This is a genomic window from Nostoc sp. (assembly GCF_036917975.1).
Lineage (GTDB): Bacteria > Cyanobacteriota > Cyanobacteriia > Cyanobacteriales > Nostocaceae > Nostoc.
The window spans coordinates 1-18,386 of record NZ_JBALEJ010000030.1 but is presented as its reverse complement, the minus strand read 5'-3'; the positions used below and the strand labels follow the sequence as shown (position 1 = coordinate 18,386).

Annotated in this window: 16 protein-coding genes and 1 pseudogene; 8 read left to right on the top strand and 9 right to left on the bottom strand. The window is 40.9% G+C overall.

Annotation, left to right across the window (positions count from 1 at the left end; translation table 11 throughout):
- Nucleotides 1–306 precede the first annotated feature (306 nt).
- Nucleotides 307–1,980 carry a chaperonin GroEL gene (gene groL / locus V7K76_RS13825; protein WP_334776121.1) on the bottom strand — a complete coding sequence of 558 codons (1,674 nt, stop codon included), beginning with the start codon at nucleotides 1,978–1,980 and terminating at the stop codon, nucleotides 307–309.
- A gap of 158 nt (nucleotides 1,981–2,138) precedes the next feature.
- On the opposite strand from groL, the gene V7K76_RS13820 reads away from it, so the two are divergent.
- Both V7K76_RS13820 and V7K76_RS13815 read left to right on the top strand, forming a co-directional pair.
- The gene (locus tag V7K76_RS13820) at nucleotides 2,139–3,221 is read left to right on the top strand and encodes an MraY family glycosyltransferase (protein ID WP_334776122.1); all 1,083 of its coding nucleotides are present in this window, start codon (nucleotides 2,139–2,141) and stop codon (nucleotides 3,219–3,221) included.
- Nucleotides 3,222–3,708: 487 nt separating this feature from the next.
- The gene (locus tag V7K76_RS13815; protein ID WP_334776123.1) at nucleotides 3,709–4,971 is read left to right on the top strand and encodes an RNA-guided endonuclease InsQ/TnpB family protein; all 1,263 of its coding nucleotides are present in this window, start codon (nucleotides 3,709–3,711) and stop codon (nucleotides 4,969–4,971) included.
- 1 nt (nucleotide 4,972) lies between these two features.
- On the opposite strand, the gene fabG is transcribed toward V7K76_RS13815, so the two are convergent.
- A complete protein-coding gene (gene fabG, locus V7K76_RS13810) occupies nucleotides 4,973–5,719 on the bottom strand; it encodes a 3-oxoacyl-[acyl-carrier-protein] reductase (RefSeq protein WP_334776124.1) in 747 nt (248 codons plus the stop codon).
- 606 nt (nucleotides 5,720–6,325) lie between these two features.
- Between fabG and trxA the strand changes: the two genes are divergently transcribed.
- The 4 genes from trxA (at nucleotide 6,326) to V7K76_RS13790 (ending at nucleotide 9,097) form a co-directional block, all read left to right on the top strand.
- Nucleotides 6,326–6,643 carry a thioredoxin gene (gene trxA / locus V7K76_RS13805; RefSeq protein WP_179067113.1) on the top strand — a complete coding sequence of 106 codons (318 nt, stop codon included), beginning with the start codon at nucleotides 6,326–6,328 and terminating at the stop codon, nucleotides 6,641–6,643.
- A 216-nt stretch (nucleotides 6,644–6,859) separates the two neighbouring features.
- Nucleotides 6,860–7,024: a hypothetical protein gene (locus V7K76_RS13800; RefSeq protein ID WP_292844713.1), complete on the top strand. Its 165-nt coding sequence runs from the start codon at nucleotides 6,860–6,862 to the stop codon at nucleotides 7,022–7,024.
- Between the two features lie 207 nt (nucleotides 7,025–7,231).
- Nucleotides 7,232–8,149, top strand: coding sequence for a hypothetical protein (locus V7K76_RS13795; protein WP_334953631.1), 918 nt, complete (start codon nucleotides 7,232–7,234; stop codon nucleotides 8,147–8,149).
- Nucleotides 8,150–8,167: 18 nt separating this feature from the next.
- Complete coding sequence (locus V7K76_RS13790; protein ID WP_334776126.1) at nucleotides 8,168–9,097, top strand: GUN4 domain-containing protein; 930 nt, start codon at nucleotides 8,168–8,170, stop codon at nucleotides 9,095–9,097.
- 110 nt (nucleotides 9,098–9,207) lie between these two features.
- Here V7K76_RS13790 and V7K76_RS13785 read toward each other — a convergent pair whose 3' ends face one another.
- The 5 genes and pseudogenes from V7K76_RS13785 to V7K76_RS13765 all read right to left on the bottom strand — a co-directional run bounded on the left by V7K76_RS13785 (nucleotide 9,208) and on the right by V7K76_RS13765 (nucleotide 12,926).
- Nucleotides 9,208–9,720, bottom strand: a complete 513-nt coding sequence (locus tag V7K76_RS13785; protein WP_334776217.1) for a hypothetical protein — start codon at nucleotides 9,718–9,720, stop codon at nucleotides 9,208–9,210.
- 235 nt (nucleotides 9,721–9,955) lie between these two features.
- Complete coding sequence (locus tag V7K76_RS13780; protein ID WP_334776127.1) at nucleotides 9,956–10,714, bottom strand: isoprenyl transferase; 759 nt, start codon at nucleotides 10,712–10,714, stop codon at nucleotides 9,956–9,958.
- Between the two features lie 23 nt (nucleotides 10,715–10,737).
- A complete protein-coding gene (locus V7K76_RS13775) occupies nucleotides 10,738–11,673 on the bottom strand; it encodes a ferritin-like domain-containing protein (RefSeq protein ID WP_334776128.1) in 936 nt (311 codons plus the stop codon).
- A gap of 163 nt (nucleotides 11,674–11,836) precedes the next feature.
- Entirely contained in the window at nucleotides 11,837–12,115 is a 279-nt protein-coding gene (locus V7K76_RS13770) for a hypothetical protein (RefSeq protein WP_335029812.1), read from the bottom strand.
- 130 nt (nucleotides 12,116–12,245) lie between these two features.
- A pseudogene (locus tag V7K76_RS13765) lies at nucleotides 12,246–12,926 on the bottom strand (Uma2 family endonuclease).
- Between the two features lie 94 nt (nucleotides 12,927–13,020).
- Here V7K76_RS13765 and V7K76_RS13760 point away from each other — a divergent pair.
- Together V7K76_RS13760 and V7K76_RS13755 are read left to right on the top strand one after the other, a co-directional pair.
- Nucleotides 13,021–13,275, top strand: a complete 255-nt coding sequence (locus tag V7K76_RS13760) for a CopG family transcriptional regulator (protein ID WP_334776130.1) — start codon at nucleotides 13,021–13,023, stop codon at nucleotides 13,273–13,275.
- A gap of 273 nt (nucleotides 13,276–13,548) precedes the next feature.
- Entirely contained in the window at nucleotides 13,549–15,921 is a 2,373-nt protein-coding gene (locus V7K76_RS13755) for a tetratricopeptide repeat protein (protein WP_334776131.1), read from the top strand.
- A 369-nt stretch (nucleotides 15,922–16,290) separates the two neighbouring features.
- On the opposite strand, the gene V7K76_RS13750 is transcribed toward V7K76_RS13755, so the two are convergent.
- Nucleotides 16,291–16,635, bottom strand: coding sequence for a DUF760 domain-containing protein (locus V7K76_RS13750; protein ID WP_334776132.1), 345 nt, complete (start codon nucleotides 16,633–16,635; stop codon nucleotides 16,291–16,293).
- A gap of 240 nt (nucleotides 16,636–16,875) precedes the next feature.
- Entirely contained in the window at nucleotides 16,876–17,832 is a 957-nt protein-coding gene (locus V7K76_RS13745; protein WP_334776133.1) for an RNA polymerase sigma factor, RpoD/SigA family, read from the bottom strand.
- Nucleotides 17,833–18,386 lie beyond the last annotated feature (554 nt).

The following is an 18,386-nucleotide window of genomic DNA, read 5'->3' as shown; positions in this document are numbered from 1 at the left end:
AATAGTCATTTGTCATTTGTCATTTGTCATTGGTCATTGGTCATTGGTAAAGAACAAAGCACAAAAGACAGCTTACATGTAATTTTATAAAAATTACATGTAAATAAGGTAATTTCTAAACTATGCACTTATTTAGGTTTCTAATTTGGTCATCAGCCAGATTTAATCTGACGAATCTCAATTACGAATTACGAATTACGAATTGGTATAACATATTGCTCCTGAATCAGCAATGATAAATATAAAAAAGCAGTTTGCCTTGGCAAGACAAACTGCTAAAAGAATATTTATCTGGGTGAGCAGAAGTTAGAACATGCCCATACCGCCCATGCCACCCATGCCGCCCATGCCACCCATACCACCCATGCCGCCCATATCAGGGGCAGGAGCGGCGGATTTCTTCTCTGGCTTTTCAACAACGATCGCTTCGGTGGTTAAGACCAAACCAGCAATGGAACCAGCGTTTTGCAAAGCTGAACGCACGACTTTGGCAGGGTCAATAATACCAGCAGCAATCAAGTCTTCAAATTCGCCAGTAGCGGCATTGTAGCCAATGTTGAAATCGCTATCCCGAACTTTTGAGACGATTACAGAACCTTCAGCACCAGCGTTGTCTGCTATTTGGCGCAAGGGAGCTTCTAGCGCTCGTTGTACAATATCAGCCCCAATTCTTTCTTCGTCATTTTGTAAGGTCTTTTTAATCGCTTCTACCGCCTTCGCTAAGTGAATTAAGGTTGTTCCACCACCAGGAACAATACCTTCTTCCACAGCAGCTTTAGTAGCGTTGAGCGCGTCCTCAATCCGCAGCTTACGGTCTTTGAGTTCGGTTTCGGTTGCTGCACCCACTTTAATCACTGCCACGCCGCCAGCGAGCTTGGCGATGCGTTCTTGGAGTTTTTCTTGATCGTACTCAGAATCAGTTTCTTCCAACTGTCTGCGAATTTGACCAATCCGCTTTTGTACTTCTGGCTTGGTGACACTACCAGCGACAATTGTGGTGCTTTCTTTGTCAATGGTGATTTTGCGGGCAGTTCCCAGCGCTTCTAGAGAAGCGGTATCCAAGCTTAAGCCGATTTCTTCCGAAATCAACTGTCCATCGGTGAGAATGGCAATATCTTCTAACAAAGCTTTGCGGCGATCGCCAAATCCAGGTGCTTTAATGGCAGCTACAGCTAGTACACCCCGCGCTTTGTTCACTACCAAAGTTGCCAAAGCATCACCTTCGACATCTTCAGCGATAATTAGCAAGGGTTGACCAGAACGGGCAACTTTTTCCAAAATCGGTACTAAATCTTGGATGCTGCTGATTTTTTTATCTGTCACTAAAATCCGGGCGTTTTCAAATTCGACGATTTGCCGCTCGTTGTTGGTGACGAAGTAGGGAGAAATATAACCCCTGTCAATCTGCATCCCCTCAACTACTTCTAGTTCGGTGGTTAGAGATTTAGATTCTTCAACGGTAATTACACCATCTTTGGTGACTTTTTCCATTGCTTGAGCTAACATTTGGCCAACTTCTTCATCGTTACCAGCAGAGACAGTAGCAACTTGAGCGATCGCACTTCCTTCTACTGGCTTGGCTATCTTGGCAATTTCTAGTACCAATGCCTCAATAGTTTTGTCGATCCCGCGTCTCAAGCTAACAGGGTTACTACCAGCCGCGACGTTCTTCAAACCTTCTCTAATCAAGGCTTGTGCTAAAACTGTGGCGGTGGTTGTACCATCCCCAGCGACATCTTTGGTTTTTGAGGCCACTTCTTGGATGAGTCTTGCACCAGTATTTTCCAAAGGATCTTCTAATTCAATTTCCTTGGCAACAGTGATACCATCGTTGACAATTTGAGGTGCGCCAAATTTTTTCTCTAAAAGAACATTGCGACCTTTAGGCCCCAAAGTGATTTTTACGGCATCGGCAAGGGCGTTAACACCCCTTTCTAGAGCTCGCCGAGATTCCTCATCAAATGCAATAATTTTCGCCATGTTTCATTTCTCCAGCGCTTCCATTAGACAATTTAGCACTCACAGCGTCAGAGTGCTAATCTCTCAAGCGGCTCAAGTTACAAATGGAAATAAAAAAAATTGATTAATATACAGGTGATGCTCATATTAGATACTGGCAGTAATGCTTGAATTGGGAGATGAATTTAGAGAACTCCCTTAAATCCCTTGGTATTGCCGACCCTGGCGGCACCGGCTGGTTGGCAGTAGTATTTACGTTCCTCTTGGCTTGGGTTGTAACTTGGCGTTTAATTCCGACAGTACGCAAATTCGCCTTGCGGGTAGGTTGGGCTGACGAACCCAACGCCCGGCGACTCAACCGAGAACCTTTACCCAATGCTGGGGGGCTGGCTATCTACGCGGGTGTGATTGCCGCGCTGGTATTAGCTAGCCTTTTACGACCGATTGAACTCCAAACCGTGTTGGCTCAGGTGCTAACTATTCTGTTAGGGGGTTCGATATTAGTTCTTGTGGGCTTTATTGACGATCAGTTCGGCTTGCCACCCTCTGTGCGATTGTGGGCGCAAATTGTCACGGCACTATTATTGGTAGCTAATGGCATCAGTGTTAAAGTCCTATTTGGCACTCCCATCGACTCGTTCCTGTCCATATTGCTCACAGTAATATGGGTAGTAGGGATTACCAATGCCATCAACTTGATGGATGGTATGGATGGTTTGGCAGGAGGAATCAGCTTTATTACTGCCATGAGTTTGTTGGCAGTTGCAGCCCAATTTAACAACCGTGCAGCAGCAATTTTGGTACTTGCAGCCTTGGCAGGTGCTGCATTGGGCTTTTTACGTCATAATTTCCATCCGTCACGAATTATTATGGGTGATGCCGGAGCATACTTTTTTGGCTATGTGCTGGCAGCAACTAGTATTTTAGGTAAACTGCAACAAAACACAGTTTATGCCTTAATTCCTACGGTTTTATTTTTGTTGTTACCGGTGCTAGATACAACTCAAGTATTTGTGCGGCGGCTACTAGCAGGAAATAACCCTCTGAGTACTCCTGGCAAAGACCACTTACATCACCGCTTACTTGCTTGGGGACTATCCCAGCGCCATGCTGCATTTACCCTTTGGTCAATTACCTTAGTTTTCAACTTGCTGGCGATGAAAATCCAAGGTATGAGTTTGGCTGTAATGGTGGCTACCGCCAGTAGCATTATCCTGCTTTTGGGTTTTACTGTTTGGCAAAGGATACGCCAACAGCCTTAGTTGGTCATTAGTCATCTAGCCCTATTAAACGCAGCCGCACACCTGCTAATGTCTAGATGAACTAAAGAGTCAATTTTACTGTTGCCGCGCTGTTGCCCCAACAGATATTCTCAGATGTGGCGAATTTCAGCCAATATCTCGCGGTCAGTTTCGAGTTTTGGCTGGATGCTACGAAAGAGTGCGATCGCAATTAAATAAGTCTAAATCAGCGATCGCCACATAAAATCGGTGCGTTAGCCTACGGCATAACACACCCTACAAAAACTCAGCACTATTTAACTATTACGCCGTAAGTCCCCCATCTGAATTCTGTACCCAGAATCAGTGGTGGGATATAAGGCGGTTGATGAGGATTGCATCTAATATTGATTTTTTGCACAGCAAAGACAAATATTAGATGTATGACGAATCAACAATTATTTTCTTTTAGTAGTTTACCGCAATATATATTTATGATAAAACACAGGTGTTAAGGAGGTGATGTTGAGTGCTACACAAAGTTGTACAAGTCCGTTTATATCCGTCAGTTGAGCAGCAAATCCAATTAGCTCAAGCTTTTGGTTGCGCTCGTTGGTGGTGGAATTATGCCCTAAATAAGTCGATTGAGACTTACAAAGAAACGGGGAAAGGACTTAGCCGTGCAGCACTCAATGCACTTCTTCCTGAACTCAAAAAGGCAGAAGAAACCGTATGGTTATCTGAGTGTTATAGCCAAGTTTTACAGGCTACAACGCTCAATCTAACTACGGCATACAAAAACTTTTTTGAAAAACGTGCTGGATTTCCTAAGTTCAAATCCAAGCATGGTAAACAGTCGATTCAGTATCCTCAAAACGTCAAAGTTGTAGATGGTAATGTCAAACTTCCAGGCAATATTGGGGTAGTCAAAGCCAAAATACACAGAGCGATTGAGGGGAAAATCAAAACTGTTACCATTAGTAAAACGCCTTCAGGTAAATACCTTGCATCGATTCTGACTGAGTTAGAGGGCGAAAATCCTCTTATCTCAGAGGGGAAGATTTATGGCATTGACTTAGGGCTGAAACATTTTGCGGTTGTTACTAACGGCGAGAAAATCACTAAATATGACAATCCTAAGCACCTTGCCAAACATGAGAAAAATCTTAAGCGCAAACAGAAAAAATTAGCACGTAAACAAAAAGGGAGTAATTCAAGAAATAGATATAGAAAAGTTGTTGCCAAAGTCTACGAGCAAGTTAGTAACTCAAGGCAAGATTTTCTACACAAACTTAGTTACAAGTTGGTCAGCGATAGCCAAGCTGTCATAGTAGAGAATCTTAATGTATTAGGCATGGTGACGCTCGAAGACTCGCTAACGCTACGCTATCGTAATCATAAATTGGCAAAGTCAATATCTGATGTTGGATGGGAAACATTCACTAACTTCTTAGCATACAAACTCGAACGAAAAGGCGGGAAGTTGATTGAGATTGATAGGTGGTTTCCTAGTTCAAAACTCTGTTCTAATTGTTTCTATCAAGTGAGTGAGATGTCATTAGATGTCCGTGAATGGACTTGTCCTCATTGCAATACTCATCATGATAGGGATGGAAACGCAGCGATAAATATTAGAGCAGAGGGTATCAGAATGCTAAAGGCGGAAGGTTCAGCCGTCTCTGCTGTAGGAGGGGAAGTAAGTCCTCAGCTTGGGCGAAAGTCTAAGTTTCGGCATTCCCCTGTGATTACAGAAGCCCACACTGTATTTGGTACTCCAAATCAGTGTGGGTAGTTCACGCCATTACCATACCGCCATCGACGTTAAAAACTTGTCCGGTAATGTAGGCGGCGGCGGGATCGGCGGCGAGGAAGCGCACCATGCCAGCGATTTCTTCCGGCTGACCGAAGCGACCGAGTGGGATGTATTTGAGAATATCTTCGGGGTTGTTGAGATCGCTGGTCATGTCGGTGGTGATGAATCCAGGGGCGACGGCGTTAACGGTGATCCCGCGAGTCGCTAGTTCTTTGGCAACGCTTTTGGTGAAGCCGATTACACCTGCTTTGGCGGCGCTGTAGTTTGATTGTCCTGGATTGCCCATTAGCCCTGCAACGGAAGTAATGTTGATAATCCGCCCCGATCGCTGCTTCAGCATAATTTTACTGATGGCACGTGTACATAAGAAAACACCAGTTAGATTAAGGTCTATCACAGCTTGCCAATCCTCTGTCTTCAAACGCAAAAGCAGATTGTCGCGGGTAATACCTGCATTGTTGACTAAGATATCCACACGACTAAACTTTTCGGTGACGGTCTTAACTAGTGCGTCTACTTGATCACTTTTAGAAACGTCAGCTTGGATCGCGATCGCTTGACCTCCTGCGGCTGTAATTTCTGCAACTACTGCCTCAGCCGCAGCACTAGAACTAGCATAATTGACAACTGCGATCGCTCCTTGTGCAGCTAATTCGATTGCGATCGCGCGGCCGATTCCTCGTGATGCACCTGTAATAATTGCGACTTTATCTTGTAATAGTGTCATTTAATTTTCCTCAATCTTAGAAATACTGCGCTAATTATCTTATGGTGATTTCGGGAACATCTGAATATTGTCTAGATAATATCTAACTCTTGCGGGATGACAATCTTGCTAGCATGATACAAATTAGATAGCTATATGTCGTTTTTAGCTAGATATAGTCCTACTGAATCAAAAGCGCAGAAAACAATATCCCCGACTTCTTAAAGAAGTCGGGGATCTGTAGGTTGCCACAACGCAAGGAACCCGCGCAAGGCACTTCTCTTCTCTACGAGACGCTACGCGAACGTCTGAAATTTCTTTAATTTTGAATTTTGTTAGCGCAGCGTTAGCGAGTCTGCGTTCGCTTTTAGCGTCTCGTAGAGAGCGTCATTTTGAATTTTGAATTGTTAGTTGGTTGTTCAGAATAGGTTTAAATACATATCTTAATGCAGATGCACAAACCAAAATAAGATACGTTTTTTATTATAATTATTTAAGCTTTTGGCTAGCAAATCAGTCTATATTAACTAATCTAATCTTTTACCAACAAAAACCATAAACTTATACCGATTTTATTTTCTAAGAATTACCATTGAAACAAACAGTTGAAAATCGGTATGTGTCATAATGGCAACTCAAAAAGAATTTAACAGCTTTGATGATATGCTGTCTGCTTCTGATGTACCTGTATTAGTAGATTTTTACGCTGAATGGTGTGGCCCTTGTCAGATGATGACGCCAATTTTAGAGCAAGTCAATAATCAACTTAAGGATCGTTTGCGGATTGTCAAAATCGACACAGAAAAATACACGGAATTGGCTACTCAGTATAAAATTGAGTCTCTCCCAACCTTAGTATTGTTTAAGGAGGGTAAGCCTGTGGATCGAATAGAGGGAGTGAGGCAAGCAGCGCAGTTGGTGCAATATCTACAAACAAAGATTTAAGCTAACACTTAGAATTTTGATTTTGGTTCTTAGAGACGCGAAATATCGCGTCTCTCTTAGTAAATAGCAATTGTGCGCTTCTGCGAATTAAATCACTGATAAAATCTTAAGTAAATATTAAGCATATTTACTTATACGTCTAGAGAAAGTAGTTTAGAAATTAAGATAGCTATATTGTATAGATATAACAAAATATCTTGACAAGTAAAGCATTATATGAATAACAAGCAACAAAGACCAGACAAAGCCTATATTTGGGTGAATATTGATTTTGATAAGGTTAAACATAGAATAGATGCGGTGACTTGCCAGATTGAGCGGGTTATACAAAAACACCAACTTTCTAATAAAACTGGTAAATCAGGTAAAAGAAATAATTAGGTTATGTGTGAGGCGATATCTATGATGCGCTACGCACTTTATTTTTGGCGTAGCGCAACCTAAGCATCGCAGCAGTTTTGCATAAAATATTTTGGGCAAAAAGACAATATTATTATTCGATAATTGTCCACCGAATTTATACTTATTTATTAGTCATTATTTTATCCTCGACACTCCTGAAAAGGAGTGTTATTTTTGTGAGGATATTTGCTTGCTAGTTATGGTGTAAAAGGGTGTAAAGAAATGATGGGATGGCTATTTGGAGGTCTTGTGAAACAATTTGAGAGTGCGGCTAAGGAGGTTGTCAGAGATAGTAGCAAAGAAATAGCTAACTTGTTTGATGACAAACTTTACCCTTTAGCTGACAAGCTTGATTATATAGCTCAAGAAAGCATTAATCATGCAATAGAAAGAACCGAGGAATTAGAAAGTAAGGTTAAAGCTGACATTGAATATCTGTTAAATACAGCAGATGAAAAAGTTAAGCATCACCTTGAGAAAATAGATAAAATTCGTGAACAAGCTCTCACGGAGACTATTAGTAAAACTAATTTTTATTTAGAAAATAGAATTAATCAAATATCACTAGCTGTAATGCAGGCGATTAGCTTGTCTCAAAACAGCATTGAGCAGAGTTTGGAAAGAATCGAATATTTAGAAAATAAGTTATTTCAAGATGCTAATCAAATAGTTGATAAAATATCTGAACTGATAGATGGCAAACTTGAACTAATTCGGAATGAATTAAAAAAATATTTAGTTCACGGTTTACCCAGTCCTCTTGATAAATGTAGACAAAGGCTCAAAATAGCATGGAAGCCTGGTGGACTATTTTCTGATGTTGAGCTTTATGAGTTAAGCGAGTGCTATGAATTGAGTAAGTTAGATGAAAAAACATCTATTGACGAGGTATTGAAGATTTATGGACAATTACAACAAAATGCCGCTATGATGGCTGCTTTAGTAAGAAATTCTCCAGAATTGAAAAATCGAGCTATTAAAGACTGGATAAAATATGGTTTACTTTGTAAGTTTTGGCGTAGCATCATGAATAATTATGATTTCAAAAACAATGTTATATCAGAGGATAAGTCTTCAGAAATTTTATTAATAGACAAGCAATAAAATAAGCAAAGTTATTTTATGTTCAAAGCAAGTAATGATAACTGGAAAACGCCATTAGGATATTACGAAAAAGCAATTGAAGAACTCAGGCGTACCCGTGAAGAGTTGCAGGATATGAAAGCAAATAATAATTTGCATAATATTGAATCAACTATTGCAAGCTTCCAAACGGAAATAAAGGAATTAAAATCTGAGCTTCAGACTATGCAGGAGCGATTGGCAAATACTGAAGAAACGGCAATAGAAACTCAGATGACTTTAGCTGAGGCTCAAAAAGCCTCACTAGCTGCTAAAACTGAACTACAAGCTTTGAAAGAAATTATGACCGATGAACAAAAGTCAAATTATAAAATTCTCGAAGAATTAGTTCAAATAAAAGAGCAAATATCTCAATTGCCATCTCAAGCTGTAGAGACAGATTCGCAAACAATAATTATTAAATCTTTATCAGATGTGCAGTTGCATCTGTCTCAATTGGCAGCAGAATTAACTCTTGTATCTCATACTTCTGGTATTGATTACAGAAAATTGCAGGAACTACTAGCAGAACAAAAATGGCAGGAAGCTGATAAAGAAACCTATTCTACTATGCTCAAAATATGTGAGCGTGAAGAAGAAGGCTGGTTAGATGATGGAGAAATTAAAAGGTTTCCTCGTCATGACCTTTATATTATTAATAAACTCTGGGTTCAATATAGTGAAGGCAAATTTGGTTTTAGCGTCCAACAACGTATTTGGCAAGCCAAAAAAGATTATAAGCGCTTTGCTTATAAAGTTGGATGGCTAGCAAGTCTTGCTAATAATGAATGGGTTAAATACGAAGAATATACTTTCAGCTTAGACGCACCTAAAGGACACTTTCCATCTATATCTCGGTTAGTCGGTTTAGATTCTACAAACCTTGGTGGGGTTCAGCATCGAGTAAAGATTTTTTTGTCACGATATTAGTGATATAGGACAATATTGTTATTAAGCACCAAAGTTATCCTGTAGCCTTGCGTCGCAGTTTGCTTTAGGGGCAAAACCCTAACATCATCTGTCAGGCAGCTTAGGATATTTTAATCCCACCAATAGGCAACAACGATCGCATCACAATCCTGGCGAACATCTTCACCCAATAGCGCTCCTTCCAATCTAGTTCTCAGTCGGCGCTTCAGCCGCAAACCGTAATCTTCATTCGTGTCATCAGTGACTTCTACTGAATCAGCTCGCCATTTTTTGCCCAAATCTAAAAGCTGTGACACTTTTGTATTTTGGTTCTCTGTCAGGATGTATAGTGTATCGGCAGGATAAGCAATGAAATGGATAATGCTGGTTTCAGGCATGGGACGATAGTTTGCCATTGCAAGGAGGGTATCGACCATACCACCAAAGCTTAAACCGTTTTCATCTGGTGCAAAGATTGGTTTTGTGAACAGAAAGCTTGCCCATAAATTTTTGTGGTTGGAAAGGTCAGTAATCACCTCTTCGCCATCAAATTCATTGAACCGACGCTGCCAAACCAAGGCAGCAAACAATTCTTGGGGAGAATAGGATTTTGCAATCGATTGGATTTTGCCTAAATCAAGCATCACATTGACGGTAAGTAATATTTTTAACAAAACATTTGTAACTACCCTTGCAGTTTATTTACTCAGTCCCTGCTATTCTTATAGTTACTTCGGTCTGTCATAGCAGATAGATTATCCTCGATAATGTTTTATTTGTGAGCGCCCATATACCATCGTGGTAATGTGGGTGCTTTTACTTTATCGCTGATGGCAAAAATCCGGTTTAATTTTGAGGCGATATTTGGTGTTTGGTAGACTAAGCTGAGAGTGAAGCTTTAACTTGACCAAAACGGCGATCGCGATTTTGGTAGCTCAACAAAGCCTGATGAAATGCTTCTCGATTAAAATCTGGCCAAAGAATATCGGTGAAATACATCTCTGTATAAGCCATTTGCCACAAGAGAAAATTACTCAACCGCATCTCACCGCTAGTACGAATCAGCAAATCGGGTTCTGGAGTATCTGCGGTGTAGAGGTGTTGTTCTACAAGACTTTCATTCACTTCTTTCGCATTGAGTTCACCCTGTTCCACGAGTTGAGCTACTTGACGGCAAACTCTGGTAATTTCGTTGCGGCTACCATAGTTGACTGCAACGGTAAAGTGGATTGCTTGATTGTTCAACGTCTCTGTCATTGAACGTTCCATTTCTGTCTGTAGAGACTTGGGTAAAGCCGATAAATCTCCAATAAAGGAGATTTGCACACCTTCTCGATGCATCTGAGCCAACTCGCGATGTAGTAATCGCTCAAACAAATGCATCAGAAAATCCACTTCTTCAACGGGACGCTGCCAATTTTCTGTTGAGAAAGCATAAGCTGTCAACGCTTTAACTCCCCAATCTTTGCAGCAACGCAATAGTTCTTTGAGTGTTTTTGCTCCTTGGCGATGTCCAGCGATGCGCGGTAATCCTCGACTGGTTGCCCATCGGCCGTTACCATCCATGATGACGGCGATATGGTGGGGGATTTTTTGAGGGTTTAAATCTGTGGGTAATTTTGATTTGTCATTTGTCATTTGTTATTTGTCCTTTGTTTTGACTAATTAGTTTCAAATAAATTTTGTAAGTACTCTGGTGTGAGGGTGTTGTTCCAACTCCACAGGCGATGCATTGTGTAAGTGAAGGTGAAGAGGAGAGTTGTTTTGTTGGTTAATGACCAAGCATTCCAGTTGAGGGTAGCCATCATGCGGCGGAGGGTACGTATGAGGTTATTACGCTGATAGTTTGGCGATCGCGTTTTAATCAGCGTGCGTCCAATTCGCATCAACCCAGTATCAGGAAAACTCCAGACCCCAAACCCCCAGAATTTGGTCATGTGATTGATTTCATCCTGTGCTAGTTCTTCTAGAACATCCTGGAGTGCGCCAGTGGTGTGAGCCATGAGCCAAATATAAAGACAGGTAGCACCGTATTCTGTGGCAATGCGGTGTAAGCCGTGGCGATATAAGTCTTCGTGAGCATCATCTGTGGGAAGATAGCTTCTAACAGTCCGAAGTTTTGGGGTAATTTTCTCGCCTGTTAATTGGGTGTAGATTTTGATTAATGCAGGTGTGTGCTGACGTTCTTCCTTTTCCCACAAACCAAGTTCCAGCAATTCGCCATTTTCACCGACTGTTCCACCAACAAACCGAGCCATCTGAGGATGCAATTTTTCCAAATACTTCCTACTGGTTTGGGTATAGCCGCGAATGGGTGCTTCTGTATCCATTGCACCTATCAATATAGATAAAAATACCTCTGCATCTAAGCCGATAATTTGATTGCGGTTAATCGTCTGCCAATCGATGGGTTTCCAGGGACGCGGTTGGGGATTGGCAAACTGTATCGGTAAATCTTGCAGACGTTCATGTAGTTTTTCGACTGCAATATATCTGTCTATGAGTGAACGAATGCGGCGCTGTGTTTGCAAGTAGTGAGGGCTGGGATAGCTTTTACCTGCTAAGTCTTCTGTGATTGGGCTGAGGGTATTAAGCATATTTTTATACTTAAATTTTTATCTCTATGCCCAATAGCGTAAGCGATCGCACTTCGTTTTGTCAGTCGGCTGAAGTTGGCAGTTTTATTTGATGCAGTTGGGAGAAGTCGGGGAAAAAGTAGTACTATGTACCAATCTTATTCAAGTTGATGAATTACTTCTTTTAACTTGGAAAATTACCTTCTGAATGTTGTCGAGCAATTTCTTTTAAATATGTTATCAACGGTGCCCAAGCACCTCCATCTGGAACAAGAGTATCGAATAACTCAGAACCCTGCTTCAGTTCTACAATATATGACCACTTTAATAACTGCCTGGGTTTGCCTTTCTTTTTTCTTGTGATCATTTGTTCATAGGCTAGGCTTGCCCAGTACCTAATCCCACTCTCACCAATGAGTATTTGGTACTTTTTATTCCCCAGGCAAAAAATTTCTTCATACACGGCATTTTCAATCAACCTTAAAATAACAAATGTGACTGGCAAAATAACAATTTAGGTTATCGGAATACAGCAGATTACGGGTTTATTTTTATTCTTTGAAAGAATAAAAAATTACGAATTCCCTCACTGCTCAACTCTCTGGCAGTTCACCAAATTGCTGACGATAACGCTCAAGTTGTTTTTGCGCTAATTCAAGCTGTTCTTCTGGAGTTTGATAACGATTTCCTTGTCGATCATACCAATATAAAACCTGACGCTGGATATTACCAGATATGTATTGCCCTCTACCAATTCCCAAACCAATTTCTGGCATCCAAAAGGGTTCACCAATTTGCAATTGATAGCTATTATCTACTAAGCGATAAACTTCAAAAGGTTGGTGGCGATCGCGTTGCCAATACTCTGGATTATAAATAATGTAGTAAAGTACCCCTAACTTGGCATAGGTGTCTAATTTTTTATCATATTCTCCACCCGGAGTTAAGGAGACAATTTCTAAAGCCAGGATAGGCACAATGTTCTTTTCTTCCCAAACAACATAGCTTTTACGAGATTTACCTTCCTTGCGGCGTTCTACACCTAAGCTCAAAAATCCGTCTGGTACAATCGGCACAAGCGGACTAACCCCTGTGGTATGGTAAACGCCCATATCCACACTGAAAAACCAGTCATTACGGTTTGCCTAAATATATTGCAGCAAGAAGAGAAGCAAGTTGGGAATAAAGTTTTGGTCTTCGTTATCCACAGGGGTATCGTCTGAACAAGGAAGTTCAGCACTGCTAGGCAATTGACGTGGGTCTGATTTCATCATAAGTAATGATGGTGTTGATTTTACCTAATGAGTTTTATTTTAGACGATTCAACGCGGACGATATACTTTAGGTAAACGTTCTAAGTTAGTGGTAATGAAGAATTTTGATATTCAGCTAGATGAAGAATATGCTCAAAAGCTTGCCTATATTCAACAAGAGGCTGACCAAGATACAGTAGAGGCAATTAAGTCTTCAATTGAACTGCGCTATCAACAACTTCAGCAACAAAAAACAGATCCCTTAGCGAAACTCAGGCAAAGTAAATTTATTGGGTGTTTCAAAGGAGAAACTGATTTAGCTGCTAATTCCGAAGCCATTGTGCGTAAGCGTTCGCGTAGCGTCTCGTAGAGAAGCTCTTCGTAGACATCGCTAATGCAAGAAAAGTATGATCATCGCTGATACTGGCTTTTTCGTGGCACTTGGGAACCAAAACGAGACTTTAATACTTACCGTTGGAATAACAGCAATCCTTTCAAGAACTTGTTGCTGAATTTTGAATAAAGTTTGCAAAAGTCGGGAAAAAAGTCGGATTTACAAAATCTTATCCGAAAACTCCAGCAATATAACTGTAGAGTAATTTATAGTTGTCCCTAAAATCTGAACTCCCCTTGTCGTTACACAATGGACGCTGAAGCAGCATTAGCATGGTTAGATGCCACAATTCCCCCGCAGACTGGGGAACGGTTGAGCGATTTGCAAAAAGTGATTCTTGTGCAAGTTTGGTTGGGTAGAAAATACTTGGATATCGCTCATTCTTACGGTTGTACAGAAGGACACGCCAAGGATGCAGGTTCTCAGTTATGGAAGTTGCTTTCTAAAGTACTGCGAGAAAAGATTACCAAAAGTAATTGTCGCGCTACTTTGGAGCGAGTTTTGAGAAAAACTACTGCTATATCATCAAGTCTGATTGATTACTCGCGATCGCCACATCCCACCCCAAAATTAGAGGATACCAATTTTATTGGCCGAACAGCTGCGATCGCTCACCTGAATAATTTGGTAAATCAAGGCTCGAAAGTGATTGTTATCCAAGGTGAAGGCGGTTTAGGCAAAACCACTCTAGCGCAGCAATATCTCCAAACTCAGGGGTTTGACTTGGTTTTAGAACTGCTGATGGCGAAGGAAACGCAGAATATCACCCCCGCAGAACGAGTAGTAGAGGAATGGCTCAAACAAGATTTTGATCAAGAACCTGGGGTAGAATTTGGCGTAACTTTGGGACGACTCAAGCGCCAACTCCACAATCGGCGAATTGGCGTGTTAATTGACAATCTCGAACCTGCATTAGATCAACAAGGTGGGTTGATTGCTTCTCACCGCAACTATGTAGAACTATTACGGGTTTTAGCTGACGCTAGGGTGCAATCTGTTACCTTGATTACTAGTCGCGATCGCCTTTGTGAACCTGGGCTAAATGTGAATCACTATCGGCTTCCTGGTTTGGATGAAAGTGCATGGCAACAGTTTTTTAGCAAGCGGGGATTAACTATCAACTCGTCAACCTTGCAAATCATGCATCGCACTTATGGTGGTAATGCAAAAGCAATGGGAATTCTCTGCGGTTCGATTCAGGAGGATTTTGATGGTGACATGGTTCTTTATTGGCAAGAAAATCATGCCGATCCGCTAGCAGCAACCGACTTAAAAAATTTAGCCGTTAGTCAAATCAATCGTCTGCAAGCCCTCGATCCCCAAGCATATCGCTTACTTTGCCGTTTAGGATGTTATCGTTACCAAGATATACCCAGCATCTCATCACAAGGGTTGTTTTGTTTACTGTGGGATGTTCCACCCGATCAACATCGCCAAATCATCGCCTCCTTGAGAAATCGGTCTTTGGTGGAGTGTGATAAAGGTGAATACTGGCTGCATCCGGTGATTCGGAAAGAAGCGATCGCACGTTTACGCCCCAGCGATGAATGGGAAATTGTCAACCACAAAGCCGCAGAATTTTGGACAACTAGTATTAAACAAATTGAAACTTTTAAAGATGCTTTGCAAGCTCTGGAAGCATATTATCATTATATAGAAATTCAAGAATTTGAGTTGGCGGGTAAGGTAATTTTAAAAAGCCGAAATAATCAGTGGCAGCAGTTTTTGCCTCTTGGTAGTACGTTGTATCGGATGGGTTTAATTCAGCCGATACTTGCGGCAATTAATCAAGTTGTTCACAATCTAGAAAATGACCAAAATCTCAGTGAACTTTACAATATATTGGGTGATTTGTATTGGATAACAGGTAAAATTAGCCAAGCGATCGCCTGTCAAGAAAAGACTATTACTCTAGCAACCCAAACACTCAAATCACTTGTACCTCAGCCAGAAAATAAACATACAGTTTACTATCTGAGGATGCTAGAAGTAGATTCTTTATTAAGTATTGGTCTTTACAAAATAGATTTGTGGGAATTAGAGGCAGCCGCAAAGTTATTTCAGCAAGTAATTTATCTGGCTCAAAATACCGAGCATCATCGCTGGGCAGAAAAAGCCTCAGTCTGTTTAGCTTTGGTGTATTCTTATTTAGGTTTGCGTGATGCCTCATCTGCATTAGCAAATGTAGCTTATCAAAATATTACGAGCGAAAAATTGGTAGAACAAACGGGGAGATTTGTCTATTTCATGCAGATTTTAGGTCAAACCTACGTCAATTTAGGCGAATTTTCCCAGGCAAACCAGATATTTCAGCAAGCTTTGACTTTTGCTGAAGAAAGTCACTATATGCAGGTAAAAGCAAAAACTCTCAATGGTTTAGCAGAAATCCATCGGCAACAAACAGATTTTGCATTAGCTCTTGCTAATCATACAGAAGCAATCGAACTTTTGGATAAAATAGGTGCAAAGTGCGATCTAGCTGAAGCTTATTTTCAATTGGGTTTAACTAATCAAAAGATGGCAAAGCCCGATGAAAATCAAATGAATTTCAATCGGGCGATTCAGCTATTTACTGAAATTAAAGCACCGAAACAAGTTGAAAAAATCTCTAACCTGCGCTAATCAAATTTGTGTCACTTGATTAAGAAGTAAAGAGCTTTATAAAAACAGAAAAAACTCAGAGCTTTAGAAATAAAAGTAAGAGATTTATCAGCATCACGAGAGTATTGGAAAATCCGTGCGATCGATCGCTGCTGAACAAGGAATAACTAAAGAGAATAGGGAGGTGTTCGCAGAGAAAAAAAAGATGAATTAGACTGGATTAAGTCTAATTTAGAAACAAATAGCAAAATCGAAGATTTGAATGCTCAAAATCATCACTATACAGTTGATATAGTAATGATAAGCATAGAACTTAATTAACTCATCGCCGTAACTGTAACCCGCTACCAGCCCAAGAATATTTAATTTCCCAAACCAAATTTTATATTTCTACTCAACTTCGCTATTGTTGGTTTCAGATCCTTGTAGGGCAATTTCAAAATTCATTCTCTGTTCAGCGTTACGCAAGAAATAACCACTAATCATCGCAGAAGCCAGAAGCCGGCCCAGGTTTTCCCGATTTGTGGTTACAGTAACACCAAAGTGTTCTGAAGGTAGATTACCCAATAGTCCTGTAATATTCCGTTCCATCACCTGAAACACTTCAGCAGATGTGGGTTTAGAGAGCTGTGTAACTGTCTCTGGACTCAAGGATTTAACGTACTGCCATAGTAAATCATTAGTTTCTGATTCGCTATTAAAAAACTCTGAGACACGATTGGATGGGTTATTCATTTTTTAGCTCCTTAACTACCACTATTGGCTGCGGTGCTTGTGATTTGAATATTAAATGCCTGTTTTGGATTTGACTTAGTTATTTTGTCTTCCTGTCAACTAATGTAACAGCCTAGCGTAAGAGTGGAAGTAGGTGTAACCGTACAAAAGCCAGCGTATTTTCTCACCCAATAAATAAAGTGAGGAGTGAAGAGTTAATTAAAAACTCATCACTCCTAAATCTTAACTCCTAACTTTCCCCTAACTTGCTAAATATTCATCCATATTGGCTTTAGATTTACGAAGTTTAGTTAAAGCTTCCCGCTCAATTTGCCGCACTCGTTCTCGACTGATGTTCAAGATTTCACCAATTCTCGCCAGAGTCAGCGCTTGCCCATCAGTTAACCCAAAGCGCAGTGTGATTACTTCCTTCTGTTGTGGTGTCAGATCGCCCATTAGACGATCTAAGTCATAAGATAAGGAAGATTGCATGACGAACTCTTCGGGAGATGCTCCTGGATCTTCCAGCATTTCTCCGAGTTCAGTGTCGTAATTATCACCCAACCGCAAATCTAAAGAAAGAGGCAAACGCGCCTTTTCTAAATACTCTCGTACTTGTTTGGGGGTCAATTCTAATTCTTCGGCTAGCTCTCCGGCTGTGGGAGCGCGCCCCAATTTTTGAGACAATTGGCGCTGTGCCTTTTTAATCTTATTTAATTTTTCGGTGATATGGATCGGCAACCGAATGGTACGAGCTTTTTCGGCAATAGCACGAGTAATTGCTTGCCGAATCCACCAATAGGCATAAGTAGAAAATCTGTACCCTTTAGTGGGGTCAAACTTTTCTACGCCCCGTTGCATACCAATACTACCTTCTTGGATCAAGTCCAGTAAATCGACGTTGCGCTTGATGTACTTTTTAGCAACGGAGACTACCAGCCGCAAATTGGCTTCTACCATCTTACGCTTGGCAATTTCACCATCGGCGATCGCTTCGTTCAACTCTGCTGGTTCTAGGTTTGTCGCTTTGGCCCACTCTTCTAGAGTCGGTTGACGATCTAGCTGGGTGGCAAGATTTTCCCTTGATTCGTGCAAAGCGCAGGAACGTTGCACCTGTTTACCATAGAAAATCTCTTCCTCGTGTGTTAAGAGTGGCACACGGCCAATCTCACGCAGGTAAGTCCGCACGAGGTCTGTGGCTGTCTGAGCGGTCTTCATGGCGCTACTCTTTGGTAATGATGGGTTTGGCGGTAGGGTCATTAAGGGATAGATGCTTTATTAGGATGTTAGCCAGTTAGACTGGGAACCTATACTATGGTTTGCAACTTACGCGCCCGATAAACTCGGCTGCTCATAATAATCAAATTTAGGCTTCTTAACTGCTAAAACTACAGTTATTTCCTACTTTTCACAAGTATCTACAGTTAGATAAAAGGTTGCTTATTAAACATTTTTTATTGGATTCTTATTAATAATTGTAACATTTATGATAATGTTTTGGCTAGATGGCGACATTAAATTTCCTGGTTGTTCCAGTTCATGCAACGTCGCCCTCTATCTTAAGGATGACTAAAAGTCAATTTAAGAAATTATCTGGTTAACATAAGCTTCCTCATATTTGTTAAAGTATCTCAATGAGAACTATAGTCATTCTTTTATAACAATGACTTAATTTTCTTGGGGATTGGGGATTGGGGATTGGGGATTGGGGATTGGGGATTGGGGATTGGGGATTGGGGATTGGGGATTGGGGATTGGGGATTGGGGATTGG